The sequence below is a fragment of the Sciscionella marina DSM 45152 genome (assembly GCF_000379465.1).
Lineage (GTDB): Bacteria > Actinomycetota > Actinomycetes > Mycobacteriales > Pseudonocardiaceae > Sciscionella > Sciscionella marina.
The window spans coordinates 746,399-759,961 of record NZ_KB905381.1; the positions used below are offsets into that span (position 1 = coordinate 746,399).

At 68.9% G+C, this 13,563-nt stretch carries 15 protein-coding genes and 1 pseudogene; 9 read left to right on the forward strand and 7 right to left on the reverse strand.

The window, feature by feature from the left end; translation table 11 throughout:
* The first annotated feature begins 4 nt into the window (after positions 1-4).
* From A37U_RS0109450 to A37U_RS0109470, 5 genes and pseudogenes are all read left to right on the forward strand, one after another.
* A complete protein-coding gene (locus A37U_RS0109450) occupies positions 5-1,102 on the forward strand; it encodes an ABC transporter ATP-binding protein (RefSeq protein ID WP_020496390.1) in 1,098 nt (365 codons plus the stop codon).
* The gene (locus A37U_RS0109455; protein WP_020496391.1) at positions 1,095-1,757 is read left to right on the forward strand and encodes an ABC transporter permease; all 663 of its coding nucleotides are present in this window, start codon (positions 1,095-1,097) and stop codon (positions 1,755-1,757) included. Before A37U_RS0109450 ends, A37U_RS0109455 begins: the two co-directional genes overlap by 8 nt.
* Positions 1,754-2,472, forward strand: a pseudogene (locus A37U_RS42960) (ABC transporter permease). Before A37U_RS0109455 ends, A37U_RS42960 begins: the two are co-directional and overlap by 4 nt.
* Entirely contained in the window at positions 2,469-3,356 is an 888-nt protein-coding gene (locus A37U_RS0109465; protein ID WP_020496392.1) for an ABC transporter substrate-binding protein, read from the forward strand. Before A37U_RS42960 ends, A37U_RS0109465 begins: the two are co-directional and overlap by 4 nt.
* Before the next feature lie 109 nt (positions 3,357-3,465).
* Positions 3,466-3,945: a hypothetical protein gene (locus tag A37U_RS0109470; protein WP_020496393.1), complete on the forward strand. Its 480-nt coding sequence runs from the start codon at positions 3,466-3,468 to the stop codon at positions 3,943-3,945.
* Positions 3,946-3,965: 20 nt separating this feature from the next.
* Here A37U_RS0109470 and A37U_RS0109475 read toward each other — a convergent pair whose 3' ends face one another.
* From A37U_RS0109475 to A37U_RS0109495, 5 genes are all read right to left on the reverse strand, one after another.
* The gene (locus A37U_RS0109475; protein ID WP_020496394.1) at positions 3,966-4,280 is read right to left on the reverse strand and encodes a type II toxin-antitoxin system PemK/MazF family toxin; all 315 of its coding nucleotides are present in this window, start codon (positions 4,278-4,280) and stop codon (positions 3,966-3,968) included.
* Positions 4,270-4,497, reverse strand: coding sequence for a ribbon-helix-helix protein, CopG family (locus A37U_RS0109480; protein WP_020496395.1), 228 nt, complete (start codon positions 4,495-4,497; stop codon positions 4,270-4,272). Before A37U_RS0109480 ends, A37U_RS0109475 begins: the two co-directional genes overlap by 11 nt.
* Before the next feature lie 93 nt (positions 4,498-4,590).
* Entirely contained in the window at positions 4,591-5,367 is a 777-nt protein-coding gene (locus A37U_RS0109485) for an IclR family transcriptional regulator (RefSeq protein ID WP_020496396.1), read from the reverse strand.
* Entirely contained in the window at positions 5,360-6,016 is a 657-nt protein-coding gene (locus A37U_RS0109490) for a response regulator transcription factor (RefSeq protein ID WP_020496397.1), read from the reverse strand. Before A37U_RS0109490 ends, A37U_RS0109485 begins: the two co-directional genes overlap by 8 nt.
* A complete protein-coding gene (locus A37U_RS0109495) occupies positions 6,013-7,629 on the reverse strand; it encodes a sensor histidine kinase (protein ID WP_240437521.1) in 1,617 nt (538 codons plus the stop codon). Before A37U_RS0109495 ends, A37U_RS0109490 begins: the two co-directional genes overlap by 4 nt.
* Positions 7,630-7,800: 171 nt before the next feature.
* Here A37U_RS0109495 and A37U_RS0109500 point away from each other — a divergent pair, with 171 nt between their 5' ends.
* The 4 genes from A37U_RS0109500 to guaA are packed head-to-tail and all read left to right on the forward strand — an operon-like array spanning position 7,801 to position 12,111.
* The gene (locus A37U_RS0109500) at positions 7,801-8,592 is read left to right on the forward strand and encodes an ABC transporter ATP-binding protein (RefSeq protein WP_020496399.1); all 792 of its coding nucleotides are present in this window, start codon (positions 7,801-7,803) and stop codon (positions 8,590-8,592) included.
* Complete coding sequence (locus A37U_RS0109505; RefSeq protein ID WP_020496400.1) at positions 8,589-9,443, forward strand: ABC transporter permease; 855 nt, start codon at positions 8,589-8,591, stop codon at positions 9,441-9,443. The genes A37U_RS0109500 and A37U_RS0109505 overlap by 4 nt, the downstream gene beginning before the upstream one ends.
* 1 nt (position 9,444) lies before the next feature.
* Positions 9,445-10,482 (forward strand): ABC transporter substrate-binding protein, encoded by a 1,038-nt coding sequence (locus tag A37U_RS0109510; RefSeq protein ID WP_020496401.1) that lies wholly within the window; start codon positions 9,445-9,447, stop codon positions 10,480-10,482.
* 48 nt (positions 10,483-10,530) lie between these two features.
* Entirely contained in the window at positions 10,531-12,111 is a 1,581-nt protein-coding gene (guaA, locus tag A37U_RS0109515; RefSeq protein ID WP_040586883.1) for a glutamine-hydrolyzing GMP synthase, read from the forward strand.
* Here guaA and A37U_RS0109520 read toward each other — a convergent pair whose 3' ends face one another.
* Both A37U_RS0109520 and A37U_RS0109525 read right to left on the reverse strand, forming a co-directional pair.
* Complete coding sequence (locus tag A37U_RS0109520; RefSeq protein ID WP_020496403.1) at positions 12,112-12,330, reverse strand: hypothetical protein; 219 nt, start codon at positions 12,328-12,330, stop codon at positions 12,112-12,114.
* Entirely contained in the window at positions 12,323-13,543 is a 1,221-nt protein-coding gene (locus A37U_RS0109525; protein ID WP_026197038.1) for a PspC domain-containing protein, read from the reverse strand. The genes A37U_RS0109520 and A37U_RS0109525 overlap by 8 nt, the downstream gene beginning before the upstream one ends.
* Positions 13,544-13,563 lie beyond the last annotated feature (20 nt).

The following is a 13,563-nucleotide window of genomic DNA, read 5'->3' on the forward strand; positions in this document are numbered from 1 at the left end:
ACCAGTGATCGAATTCCAATCCGTCACGAAACGCTATGACGATGGCGCGACGGCGGTCGATGATCTCGACCTGCGCGTCGAAACAGGCAGCATCACCGTGTTCGTCGGCCCGTCCGGCTGTGGGAAGACCACCTCGCTGCGGATGGTGAACCGCATGCTCGATCCGACCTCGGGCCGGATCCTTGTCGACGGCAAGGATGTGATGGAGTCCGATCCCGCGCTGCTGCGCAGGGGGATCGGCTACGTCATCCAGCATTCGGGGCTGTTCCCGCATCGCAACGTGCTGGACAACATCGCGACCGTGCCCATGCTCTCCGGGGAGAAGAAACCCAGGGCGCGCGCGAGGGCCCGCGAGCTGCTCGACGTCGTCGGCCTCTCCGAGGAGCTCGCCGAGCGCTATCCCGCGCAGCTGTCCGGCGGGCAGCAGCAGCGGGTCGGGGTGGCCCGCGCGCTCGCCGCCGATCCGCCGATCCTGCTCATGGACGAACCGTTCTCCGCGGTCGACCCCGTGGTGCGCGACGAGCTGCAGGACGAGCTGCTCCGGCTGCAGGCGGAGCTGGACAAGACGATCGTGTTCGTCACCCACGACATCGACGAGGCGGTCAAGCTCGGCGAGAAGGTCGCGGTGTTCCGGGAGGGTGGCAAGCTCGCGCAGTACGACGAGCCCTCGAAGGTATTGCGCCAGCCCGCGGACGAGTTCGTCGCCGGATTCGTCGGCCGGGACCGCGGCTATCGCGGGCTGTCCTTCGTGGAACCGGGCGCGTTCACACTGCAGACCGTGCCGACCACCCGGTTCGGCGAACCACTCGACGGGCCGACCCGGGACTGGACGCTCGCGCTCGACGAGCAGGACCGCCCGCGCGGCTGGCTGGCCCCGGGAACGGTGCCGGACGGCGTGGTCACCCAGTCCGCGCTGAGCCCGAACGGTTCGTTGTATCTGGAGGGATCCCCGCTGCGCGGGGCGCTGGACTCGGCACTGTCCAGCCCGGCGAACTTCGCGGTCGTCGTGGACGGGGAAGGGACCTTCCGGGGCGTGGTGCCCTCGCAGACGGTGCTGGAGACCATCGAGGGCAGCAAACCGGAACGAGCAGCCGATGTTTGACGAACTGGGCGAATTCCTGGGCAGCGCGAACACCCGCGCCGCCATTCTCGGTGACCTCGGCCAGCACGTGTACCTGGCACTGCTTCCGCTCGTGGTCGGGGTGGTGCTGGCCATCGCGATCGGCGCGGTCGCGCACCGGACCCGGCGGCTGCGCGGATTCTTCCTGGTACCGGCGAACCTGATCTACACACTGCCTTCGCTGGCGCTGTTCGTGGTGATCCCGGGCATCATCGGCACCAGGATCCTCGACCCGGTGAACGTGATCGTGGCGCTCTCGCTCTACACGACCGCGCTGCTGATCCGCCCGGTGATCGAAGCGCTCGACTCGATCGACGCGAGCGTGGTCGCCGCGGCCACCGCGATGGGGTACCGCCCGCTGCGCCGATTCTTCGCGATCCAGCTCCCGCTCGCCGTCCCGGTGCTCGCCGCGGGGGTCCGGGTCGCGTCGGTGAGCAACATCAGCCTGGTCACGGTCGGCGCGATCATCGGAACCGGCGGGCTCGGGGTGCTGTTCACCGACGGGTTCGCGCGGGAGTACTTCGCCCCGATCATCGTGGGCATCGTGCTGACCCTGCTGCTCGCGCTCGTCGTGGACCTGGTGCTCGTCGCCATGCGCAAATTCCTGACCCCCTGGCAGCGAGGTGTGAGCACATGATCGGCGATATCGTTTCCTGGCTCGGCGATCCGGCGCACTGGACCGGGCCGAACGGGATCTGGCCCCGGCTCTGGGAGCATCTCGGGTTCTGCCTGCTCGCGCTCGGCATCGCGACCGTGATCGCGGTTCCGCTCGGTGCCTTCGTCGGGCACACCGGGCGCGGCGGCGTGGTGCTGGTCGGCCTGGCGAACATCGTGCGTGCGCTGCCGACCCTCGGCCTGGTGACCTTCCTGTTCCTGATCTTCACCGAGAGCAAGCCGGCCACGATCATCGGGCTCGTGGTGCTGGCCATTCCGCCGATCCTGGCCGGAACCTACTCCGGGATCGCCTCCGCGGACGAGCGCGCGCTGGACGCGGCGACCGGGGTCGGCATGACCGGCTGGCAGCGGTTGTTCCAGGTGGAGTTCCCGATCGCGATTCCGCTGCTGCTCGGCGGGATCCGCAACGCCATGCTGCAACTGGTCGCGACCACCGCGGTCGCCGCCTACGTCGGGCTCGGCGGCCTCGGACGGCTGCTGCTGGACGGGCTGGCGGTGCTCGACTATCCCAAGGTCGTCGCGGGGCCCTGTTCACCGCGCTGCTGGCGATGGCAGCCGATCTCGTGCTCGCCGGGATCCAGCGCATCATCGTGCCGTACGGGCTGCGGGTCGCCGCAGCCGTCGCCGCGGGACGCAGCATGGAGACCAAGCCGGCCACCGCGGAGGCGCCCGCATGAAGCGCAAACTGTTCGTCGTGCTGTGCGCGGCCGCCCTGCTCGCCGGTTGCGGTGATCCGCTCAAGGGCGGCGGCGAGGGCGGCAACCGGGGGGAGATCATCATCGGCTCCTCCGATGTCCCGGAGAACCTGGTCATCGCGCAGCTCTACGCGACCGCGCTGACCAAGGGCGGGGCGCGCAACGTGGTCATCCGCCCACCGGTCGGCGGCCGCGAGGTCGTGGTCAAGGCGCTGCAGGACAAGTCGCTCTCGCTGACCCCCGACTACAGCGGAAACCTGTTGCAGTACTTCGACAAACCCAATCAGGCCACCGAATCCGGCCAGGTCTACCGCGAACTGCGCAAGGCGCTTCCGCCCTCGCTCGACGTGCTCGAACAGGCGCCCGCCGAGGACAAGGATGTCCTGGTGGTGAAGAAGGAGACCGCGGACACCGGGATCCGTTCGCTGGCCGACCTCGGGCCGCGTTGCGGGGACTTCGTGTTCGGCGGGCCCGGGCAGTGGCCGGACCGGTGGGAGGCCAAGATCAAGAAGCGCTACGGCTGCACCTTCCGCCAGCTCACCACCACCGACACCGGGGGACCGGTCACCGTGGCCGCACTGAAATCCGGCAAGGCGCAGGTGGTGGACATGTTCTCCACCGACTCGCGGATCGCCGGCAACGGATTCGTTCCGCTCGCCGATCCGAAACACCTGTTCCCGGCCCAGCACATCGTCCCGCTGGTGGCCAAGGGCGCGCTGACCGAACGGGAACGGGGCATCCTGAACCGGCTTTCCGCCGCACTCACCACCGACAAGCTCGCCAAGCTCGACGACGAGTACACCGTGGCCAAACGCGATCCGGTGGACATCGCCGAGGAATTCCTGCGCGCCAACAAACTCATGTGACGGCCTCGTGTGACAGCGGCGAAAGTGTCGCGGGGGTTCGACTTTCGCAGGGGGCTGCGGCTGCTTTTCGCCGTGTCGCGGCAGGGGGACGCTGCTGTGCAATGGTGGCATGTCAACACGATCGAATCCCGCGCACGCGATCGTCCGCGTGCTGTTCGTCAACCTCGGTATCGGCGCCCTCGTCGCGGTGCTCACGATCCTGTTCCGCGAGCAGATCCTGAACCACCAGCTGCACGCACTCGCCGTGCCACCCGCGCAATGGCAGCAGACCCATGACATGCTCTCCGGCCAGCTGTGGTCCCGGCCGGGCACGATCGCGGTCATGACGCTCGTGTACGCCTTCGTGGTGCGCGACCTGTACCGGGGCAAGCGCCGCGCCTACATCCGGGCGCACGTGGTCGCCGCCATCGGCGTGGTCGTCTACGGCTACCTCGTCTTCTCCGGCCAGTACCCGGCCTGGGTGACGGTGCTGTTCGCGGCGCAGGCCCTGGTCGCCCTGACGCTGCTGGTCCTGTTGCGCCGCCGCCCGGCGCGCGCCTTCTTCGCCCGGGAAGAGAAACCCGACCGCGCCCCGCAATCCGCGCGGTGAGTTCACCGGCCGAGGCGCGATCAGGTCAGGGAGAACACGATTCGGACGGCGCGATCGATCGCGAGCAGTTCCCCGGTTGTGAGGTGCCCGGCCATGTCACCGAGCCGCTCGGGATCGACCGCGGTCGTCTGCTCGACGAGTACGCGAGCGGATTTTCCGCTGATCTCGATTTCGGGCCGAAAGTCAGCTGCGCGTGCGCTGGTCGATGTCGGTGCGACCAACCACGTCGACAACGGCAGGAGGTCGGATTGCAGCACGACCGCGTACCGCCGGCCGCGCTGTTCATGTCCTCGGGTGTTCTTGGGTGCCCTCAGCCGGTAGACGTCACCACGCACGGATGGCGTCCAGGTCAGCGCGGGCCGCACGCATTTCGGCCCGGTCGTCCTCGTCAGCCGCGATTGCCTCGGCCTGGGCGCGAATGCGGTCGCGCTGGAGCTGGCGTGCCTCATCGAGGATCGCACGCCGGATCACCTCGGAGCGGTCGCTGCCATCCGTGTTCTCCAGCAGCCATTCGATTGCTTCGACAGTGGATTCGTCGGCCCGGAAACTCACTGTAGCTCCAGTCATAACATAAATTGTATCACGTAGTGTATTATGTGCGGTCGTATGATCGGTGGAACGGGAATCACACCGACTGGATAGAATTCAACCGCGCCCCCCAATCCGCGCGGTGAGCTCACCGGCCGCGGCGCGGACCTCGGCGGCCAGTTCCGGCCAGGTGTTCGCGCAGTCCCCGGCGCAGACGTGCCGGAAGGTCACGCTGATCGCGGCGACCGGGCGCCCGTCGTGGTCGTGCACCCGCGCGGCGACGGAGGCGTAACCTTCGCTGACGAAGCCGTCCTCGATGGACCAGCCGAGCCTGGCCTCCTCGGTGAGCAGGGCGCGCAGTGCGGGCAGGTTCTTGGGGCCTCGCCCGGTGCGGTCCACGAAGGCATCGGCGTTCGGGAACAGGGCGCGCACTTGCGCGGCGGGCATCCCGGCGAGCACGGCGCGACCGGATGCGGGCAGCGCGGCGGGCAGGCGCACCCCGACGGCGGTGACCAGCCCCTGGGTGGTGGCCGGCTGTTCGCGGGCGAGGTACAGCGCCTCGGCGCCGTGCAGGATGCCGAGGTGCGCGGTGTACCCGGTGCGTTCGACGAGCCCGCGGAGCAGGGGCCGGGCGAGCCGTTCGAGGGGATCGCGGCGCACGTAGGCGGAACCGAGTTCGAAGGTGGCCAGGCCGAGCCCGTAGCGGTTCTCCTCGGGGAGGTGGGTCACGAATCCGGCCTCGGTGAGTTCGGCGAGCAGGTGGTAGGTCGTGGACCGGGGCAGTTCGAGGGTGCCCGCGATGGCCGAGGCGGTCATCGGGTTCACGTGGCTGCCGAGCAGGCGCAGGATGGCCAGACCCCTGCGCAGTGCGGGCACATCGCTGGACTCACCCATGCGCACCGGCCCAGGTGTATTCGTGTTCGGGGCGGCCGGTGGAACCGTAGCGCAGCCCCATGCGGACCGTGCCCTGTTCGGTGAGCGAGCCGAGGTGGCGCTGTGCGGTGGCCCGGGCGATGCCGAGTTCCCTGGCCACCTCGGCCGCGGAAAGGGCCGCCCCGGCGCGTTCGAGCAGTTCCGCGACCAGTCCGGTCGTCGCGGGGGAGGCCCGCCGGGCGCCGGTCTCGCTCGCGTGCAGGGAGCGCAGGGCGGCGTCCACGGCCTGCTGCCCGAGGCGCGGGCCGGTGAGTTGTTCGTGGAACGCACGATAACCGCGCAGCCGCGCGGTGAGCGCTTCGGCAGCGAACGGCTTGATCAGGTAGCCAAGGGCACCGGCGCGCAGCGCGGCGCGCACCGTGTCGGCATCGTCGGCGGCGGAGGCCACGATCGTGTCGCCCTGGTGGGTGCGCACCAGTTCGAGCCCGGAACCGTCCGGCAGATAAATGTCCACCAGCAGCAGGTCCGGGCGGGTCTCCGTGATCCGGGCCCACGCCTGGGCCGCGCTGTGCGCCACACCCTCGACGTGGAATCCGGTCACGCTCGCGGTGAACTCGGCATGCAGGCCGGCGACCCGGAAATCGTCGTCGACCACGAGCACCCTGATCATTTCGGTACCTCCGGTGCCAGGATATGCGGCAGTACAGCGAGAAAGAGCGCGCCACCCGGTTCGTTTGCGGAATCGGGCTCGGCCAGCCGCAGTGCTCCCCCGTGCACGGCGGCCGCGCGCGCCGCGATGGTCAGCCCGATACCGTGACCCGGACCGTCCTTTGTGGACGTTCCCTCCTCGAAGATCCGCGCTCGCAAGGATTCCGGCACCCCGTCTCCGGAATCGGCGACCGCGAGATGCAGGGTCTCCCCCTCGGAGAGCACATCCACCTCGACCCGGCGCGGGCGGCGGTGTCCGAGCGCGGCCGCGCGGATCGCGTTGTCCACCAGGTTGCCGAGCACCGTGGTCACCCGGAGCGGATCGGTGACCCGGCCGAGTACCAGGCTCGCGTCACCGATTCCGAGCTCGACGCCCTTCTCTTGCGCGGCAACGGTTTTTGCGTACAGCAGGGCGCGCAGATGCGGATCGGCGACCCGTTCGGCCTCGACCACCTCGCCCGCGGGGGCGCCTTCGGTGAGGGTGCCGAGATAGGCCGCGGCCTCCTCGGTGTGTCCGATCTGGAGCAGCCCGGAAAGGGTGTGCAGCCGGTTGGTGAACTCGTGCCGTTGCGCGCGCAACGCGTCGGTGAGCCCGCGCACCGAATCCAGTTCCCTGGTCAGCGTTTCGACCTCGGTGCGGTCCCGTAGGGTGATCACCATGCCGAGATCGCGGGTGCCCCGGCGAACGGTGCGCAGCCGGGCGAGCAGCACCCGGGCTCCCGCGATGGTGACCAGATTGTCGACCTCCTGGCCTTCCTCGATCGCCGCGGCGAGCCTGGTAGGCAGTTCCAGTTCGCGGTACGGGGCGCCGTCCCGCGGTGTGATTCCGAGCAGCTCGGCCGCCTCGGCGTTGTGCACCGTCACCCGCATCGCCGGGTCCAGCGCGAGCACCCCCTCGCCGATCCCGTGCAGCACGGCCTCGTGCTCGCTGACCAGTCCGGTCAGCTCGTAGGGTTCGAGACCGAGCGTCTGGCGGCGCAATCGCCAGGTCAGCAGCGCGGCCACGCCGAGACCGAGGCCGAGGGCCGCCGCGCTGAACGCGAGGAACACGCCGAGCCTGCGGGAGAGCACTTCCTGGGGTACGTCGTTGTCGAATCCCACACTGACCTCGCCGACCACCCGGCCCTGCCAGCGCACCGGAACCTTGCTGCGGATGGAGGCGCCGAGCGTCCCGGTCTGGTGCACGTTCACGACTTCCTTGCCCGCCAGCGCCTGCCAGGGGTCGGTGCTCACCGGTTCGCCGATCCGCTCCGGGTCCGGGTGGGCCAGCCGGATGCCCTTGTCGTCGGTGATCACCACGAACAGCACGTTCGACCGGTCGCGCAGCGCGGCGACATAGTGCTGCAACGGACCGGCGGAGCGGCGTTCGGCCACCGCGGCGGGCACCCCGGGCGCGCTCGCCACGGTGCGCGCGATCGCCAGCGCCTTGCTGCCCGCCTCGTGCGAAGCCTCCGAACCGAGCAGCAGGAAGGCGAACCCGATCCCTGCGCCGAGTAATACCAGGACTACGAGCAGTTGCAGAAGCAGGATCTGCCAGGTGAACCGCACCGGTTTCCGCGCCTGCAGTCCTGCCACGGGCGAACCGTACCCGTTCCCGAGCGAAATGCGCAGAACGCGGGTAATGCTCAGTTGTCCGCGAAGATCGCACACAAACTTGGCTCCCTCGCCCCGGTTCCCTACGGTCGCCGGTGACCAGCGGCCCGCAGCGGCGCCGATGCCCGCAGTGCCCTCAATGAGGAGAGCGAGATGTTGATCGAGTTGCGCGGTGCGACCAAACGGTTCCCCACCGGGACCGGTGGGATCCACACCGTGGTCCGCGAGCTGAGCATGTCCGTCGACTCCGGTGAGTTCGTCGCCGTCGTCGGGCCGACCGGCTGCGGGAAATCCACGACCCTCTCCCTGGTTTCCGGACTCGAACCCGCCTCGGCAGGCGCGGTCTCGGTGCGCGGTGCCCCGGTGACCGGTATCCCGGACGGGATCGGTTACATGTTCCAAACCGACGCGGTGCTTCCCTGGCGTTCGGTGCTGGACAATGTTGCCACCGGTCCGCGCTACCGGGGGACGGGCAAACGTGAGGCCCGCGAACAGGCGCGGGACTGGGTGGCCAGGGTCGGGCTCGCCGGATTCGAGAACTATTACCCGCATCAGCTCTCCGGTGGGATGCGCAAACGCGTGGCGCTCGCCCAGGTGCTGGTGACCTCCCCGTCCATCATGCTGATGGACGAGCCGTTCTCCGCGCTCGACGTGCAGACCAGGGCGCTGATGCAGGGCGAGCTGCTGCGCCTGTGGGAGGGTACGGGCGCGGCGGTCGTCTTCGTCACCCACGACCTGGACGAGGCGATCGCGCTCGCGGACAAGGTCGTGGTGATGACGGCGGCACCGGCAACCGTGAAAGCCGAATTCCGGATCGAGCTGGACCGCCCGCGGGATGTCGAGCAGTTGCGCATCACCGAGGAATTCCTCGCCATCTATCGCAAGGTGTGGTCCTCGCTTTCCGAGGAAGTGGACAAGACCCGGAAAATGGGGGATCGGAAATGACGATCGAAACCGTGCAGAGCGAAGAATTCCTCACTCATTCGGTACGTGCCGCCAAACGTAAACGAGCCGTCAGGGTGTGGGGACTGCGGCTCACGATCATCGTGGTCTGGCTCGGCAGCTGGGAACTGGCCGCGACATACTGGATCGACCCGTTCTTCTATTCGAAACCCTCGGCGATCGCGAACCGGCTCTACGAATGGTTCACCATCGGCACCGATTTCGGTTCGATCTGGGCGAATCTGCTCACCACCGTCGAGGAATCGGTGCTCGGTTTCTTCATCGGAGCCGTACTCGGGGTGCTGCTCGGGGTGATCCTCGGCCGGAGCACCTATCTCGCCGAGGTGCTCAATCCGTTCATCAAGGCGGCCAACGCGGTACCGCGGATCGTGCTCGCCTCGCTGTTCATCGTGTGGTTCGGCCTCGGGCTCGGCTCCAAGGTCGCGACCGTGGTGGTGCTGGTGTTCTTCGCGGTGTTCTTCAACGCCTTCACCGGGGCCCGCGAGGTGGAACGCAACCTGATCGACAACGCCCGCATCCTGGGCGCGAGCCGGATCGCCGTGCTGCGCACCATCGTGGTGCCCAGCGCGACATCCTGGATCCTCTCCTCGCTGCACATCGCGTTCGGCTTCGCGCTCATCGGCGCGGTGGTCGGGGAGTACGCGGGTGCGAAATCCGGGATGGGCTTCCTGATCGCCAACGCGCAGGGCACCTTCGACACCCCGGGCATCTACGCGGGGATGATCGTGATCACCGTGGTGGCCCTGCTCGCCGAATGGCTCATCGGTACCGCGGAGAACCGGCTGTTGCGCTGGCGTCCCAAGGTTTCCGGCAGCGCGGTATCGGAGTTGTGACATGAAACGGACCATCGCACTGTGTGCCGTGCTGCTCGCCCTGTGCGCGAGCGTGGCCGGCTGCCGGGATTCGCGCACCCTGCCCATGGGCGCGGACGGCAAACCGAAGATCACCATCATGGTCGGCGGCCTGGACAAGGTCATCTACCTGCCCGCGATGCTCACCGAACGGCTCGGTGGATTCCGCGCCCAGGGAATCGATGTGAGCCTGCTGTCCCAGCCGGACGGGGCCACCGCGGAGACCTCCCTGCTCGCCGGTGAGGTGGCCGGGGTGGTCGGTTTCTACGACCACACGATCGACCTGCAGGCCAAGGATCAGTGCCTGAAGAGCGTGGTGCAGTTCGCGAACGTGCCGGGCGAGGTGGAGATGGTCGCCGCGAACAAGGCCGGCCGGATCCGCGGCTGGCGGGATGTGCGCGGGCACAATCTCGGCATCACCTCGCTCGGTTCCTCGACCGATTTCCTCAGCAAGGCGCTGGCCAACCGGGCCGGGGTGCATCCGGACGAGTTCACCCCGGTCAAGGTCGGGGCGGGGCAGACGTTCATCGCCAATATGGACAACCAGGCGATCGACGCGGGGATGACCACCGATCCGACGGTGGCCAGGCTGACCAGCACCGGAAAGGGCCGGATCCTCACCGATCTGCGCACCGAGCAGGGCACGAGGGCCGCGCTCGGCGGACTCTACCCGGCGAGTTCGCTGTACATGAGCTGCCAGATCGTGCAGCGCTATCCGGACATCGCCCAGAAGCTGACGAACGCCCTGGTCGGCACGCTGCGCTGGATGAAGACGCACACCCCGGAACAGATCGCCGCGAAGATGCCGCCCTCGTTCGCCTCCGGCGGCAAGGAGCTCTACGAGCGCTCGATCGCCGATTCGGTGCGGATGTTCAACGGCGACGGGCGGATGAACCCCGAGGGAGCGCGCAATGTGCTGAACGTGCTCTCCGAGTTCTCGGTGAACGTCAAACCACGCAAGGACCGGATCGATCTGGCCAAGACCTACACGACGCGGTTCGTGGACCGGGTGCCGAGGTGAACGGGCAGGTAATCGCTGCTTTAAGCTGGGCGCGTGACGGATACCAGCATGCGGCCAGTGCTCGTTGTCGACTTCGGTGCCCAGTACGCCCAGCTCATCGCGCGCCGGGTGCGCGAGGCGCAGGTTTACTCGGAAGTGGTGCCGCACACGGCAAGCGTCGCCGAGATCGCCGAACGGGAACCGCTCGCCCTGATCCTGTCCGGTGGCCCGTCGAGCGTCTACGAGGACGGCGCGCCCTCGCTGGACCCGAAGTTGTTCGAGCTCGGTGTTCCGGTGCTCGGCATCTGCTACGGCTTCCAGGTGATGGCGCGCGCACTCGGCGGTACCGTCGCGCCCACCGGGGCGCGGGAGTTCGGCCGCACCGAACTGCGCTGCCACGTCGGTACGGATGGTGAGACGGGCGCGGACACCGGGGTACTGCACGCCGGGCTCCCCGAACGTCAGCCGGTCTGGATGAGTCACGGGGACTCGGTCACCGAGGCACCCGAGGGATTCACCGTGACCGCGGCCAGCGAGGGTGCCCCGGTCGCCGCCTTCGAGGACACCGCGCGCCGGTTCGCCGGGGTGCAGTACCACCCGGAGGTGCACCACTCGCCGCACGGTCAGCAGGTGCTGCACCGCTTCCTCTACGAGGTCGCCGGTATCCGTCCACAGTGGACGGTTGCGTCCATTGTGGACGAACAGGTCGCGCGGATCACCGAGCAGATCGGGGATGCCCGCGCGATCTGCGCGCTCTCCGGCGGGGTGGACTCCGCCGTGGCCGCCGCGCTGGTGCAGCGGGCCATCGGGGACCGGCTCACCTGTGTGTTCGTCGATCACGGCCTGCTGCGGGCCGAGGAGCGCACCCAGGTCGAGCGGGACTTCGTCGCCGCGACCGGGGTCGAGGTGCGCACCATCGACGCGCGCGAGCGTTTCCTCACCGCGCTTTCCGGGGTCACGGATCCGGAGCAGAAGCGCAAGATCATCGGCCGGGAGTTCATCCGGGTCTTCGAGGCCGCGGCGCGCGAATTGCGCAACGACGTCGGCGTGGGAGTAGGGGCGGAGTTCCTGGTGCAGGGCACGCTCTACCCGGATGTGGTCGAGTCCGGTGGTGGTTCCGGGACCGCGAACATCAAGAGCCACCACAATGTCGGCGGGCTGCCCGAGGATCTGCAGTTCTCCCTCGTCGAACCGTTGCGCGCGCTGTTCAAGGACGAGGTGCGCAAGGTGGGTGTGGAACTCGGCCTGCCCGAACCGATGGTCAACCGCCAGCCGTTTCCCGGTCCCGGGCTGGGGATCCGCATCATCGGCGAGGTCACCGAGTCCCGGCTCGAGGTGCTGCGCAGTGCGGACGCGATCGCCCGTGAGGAGCTCACCGCCGCAGGACTGGACGGGAGCATCTGGCAGTGCCCGGTCGTGCTGCTCGCCGAGGTGCGTTCGGTCGGGGTGCAGGGCGATGGGCGCACCTACGGCCACCCGATCGTGCTGCGGCCGGTGTCCAGTGAGGACGCGATGACCGCGGACTGGACACGGCTGCCCTACGAGGTGCTCGAACGCATCTCCACCCGGATCACCAACGAGGTCGCCGAGGTCAACCGGGTGGTGCTGGACGTGACGAGCAAGCCGCCGGGCACCATCGAGTGGGAGTGATCAACGTTTCCGGCGCAGGGAGCTGAGCAGCAGCAGCGCGCCGACGACCGCTGTTCCACCGGCGAGTAGCCAGCGGCCTTCGAGGAACGGCACCCCGAACTGCTCGTCGGTGAGCACATAGGCCGCGATCAGCACCGAGGCGATCCCCGCGACCAGGGTCACCGGGTCCAGCTTTCGCCCGCGCTCCGGTGCGTGTTCCGGGGAGTTCCGGTCAGCCACGGCGCACCTCCACGGTGCCGAGGTCGGTGTTCGCGTCGAGGTCGATCACCAGGCCGCCCTTTCCGTTCGTTCCGTTGTCCACTTTGGACACCGGGCTGGGGCCGGTGCCGCTGCTCTTGGTGCCGAGGCAGTCGAGTTTGCCCAGCCGCGTCTCGCAGTTGACGGTGACGTCCGCGGTGCGCGGCACGATCACCGTCGCGGCGCCGAGTCTGGTCGTCACCGAGGTGTGCACCGTTCCGCTTTCCGGGAGCCGGGTCAGGTCGAGGTGCAGCGAACCCAGATCGTTGCGGTACTCGGCCTGGACCTGGTCGGTCCGCGCCGGGGTGAACCGTTCGTTCTGCGTTCCGCCCAGGTCGGCGCGCATGGCCAGCAGTGAACCGGCCGCGAACAGCACGGCGAGCACGATGAGCCCGCGCCCGCCACCGGCGAAGGAACCGAGGATCATCGTGGTGCCCACCGCTGCGAGCACGATGGCCGCCGCGTGCGCCGGGGTCATCCAGCCGTCCGTGGCAGCGGCGAACAGCACGCACCCGGCGATCGCGAGCAGCGTGACGAGGAGCCCGATGAGCCCGACCTTCTTGGATTTGCGCGGCTTGCGCGGCGGCGGGGGCGCTTGCTGCGGGGCCCGCGCGGGTTCGGGCAGGTCCCAGGCGAACGGGGCCGCCCCGAACGCGTCCCAGGACGCCGGATCGGTGACCGGGGCGGTGGCGGTGCCCCGGCGCGCGGCGGTCTCCTCGGCCCGGCCGACCGGTTGCGGTGCCACGGCGAGTTGCGCGCGCGAACCGTGCAGCAGATAGAGCGCCACGAGCAGCCCGGCGAACCCGATCGGGCCCCCGAGCGGCCCGCCGAGCAGAAAGTTCCCGCCGAGCATGACCCCGCTGGCGGGAATCAGGGCCAGGCACAGCAGCACGGTGAACAGGCTGGACACCGAGCTCGTCCCGCGGCCGACCATGGAACCGAAGGCCGAGGCCCGGTCGCCCTGTTTGCGCAGCAGCAACCAGCCGAGCAGATAGCAGACCAGCCCGGAACCGCCGAACACGGTGCAGGTCACGAAGACCACGCGGATCAGCGTCGGATCGATGGAGTACCGATTGCCGAGGGCGGCGGCGACCCCGGCGAACCGGCGCCCGACCAGCGGCCGTTCGGGTCGTGTCGCCCAGAAGTCGCGCAGGCTCTCCTCGAGGCGGCGCCCGACCGGCTTGCTGGATTCCATGGCCTCCAGCATGCGGGAAG

Bases quoted from the DNA above. Each gene is read 5' to 3' on its own strand.
- A37U_RS0109510 (WP_020496401.1), top strand. From the start codon at position 9,445: ATGAAACGGACCATCGCACTGTGTGCCGTGCTGCTCGCCCTGTGCGCG.
- A37U_RS0109505 (WP_020496400.1), top strand. From the start codon at position 8,589: ATGACGATCGAAACCGTGCAGAGCGAAGAATTCCTCACTCATTCGGTA.
- A37U_RS0109525 (WP_026197038.1), bottom strand. From the start codon at position 13,543: ATGGAATCCAGCAAGCCGGTCGGGCGCCGCCTCGAGGAGAGCCTGCGC.
- A37U_RS0109465 (WP_020496392.1), top strand. From the start codon at position 2,469: ATGAAGCGCAAACTGTTCGTCGTGCTGTGCGCGGCCGCCCTGCTCGCC.
- A37U_RS0109485 (WP_020496396.1), bottom strand. From the start codon at position 5,367: ATGGGTGAGTCCAGCGATGTGCCCGCACTGCGCAGGGGTCTGGCCATC.
- A37U_RS0109490 (WP_020496397.1), bottom strand. From the start codon at position 6,016: ATGATCAGGGTGCTCGTGGTCGACGACGATTTCCGGGTCGCCGGCCTG.
- guaA (WP_040586883.1), top strand. From the start codon at position 10,531: ATGCGGCCAGTGCTCGTTGTCGACTTCGGTGCCCAGTACGCCCAGCTC.
- A37U_RS0109470 (WP_020496393.1), top strand. From the start codon at position 3,466: ATGTCAACACGATCGAATCCCGCGCACGCGATCGTCCGCGTGCTGTTC.
- A37U_RS0109500 (WP_020496399.1), top strand. From the start codon at position 7,801: ATGTTGATCGAGTTGCGCGGTGCGACCAAACGGTTCCCCACCGGGACC.
- A37U_RS0109455 (WP_020496391.1), top strand. From the start codon at position 1,095: ATGTTTGACGAACTGGGCGAATTCCTGGGCAGCGCGAACACCCGCGCC.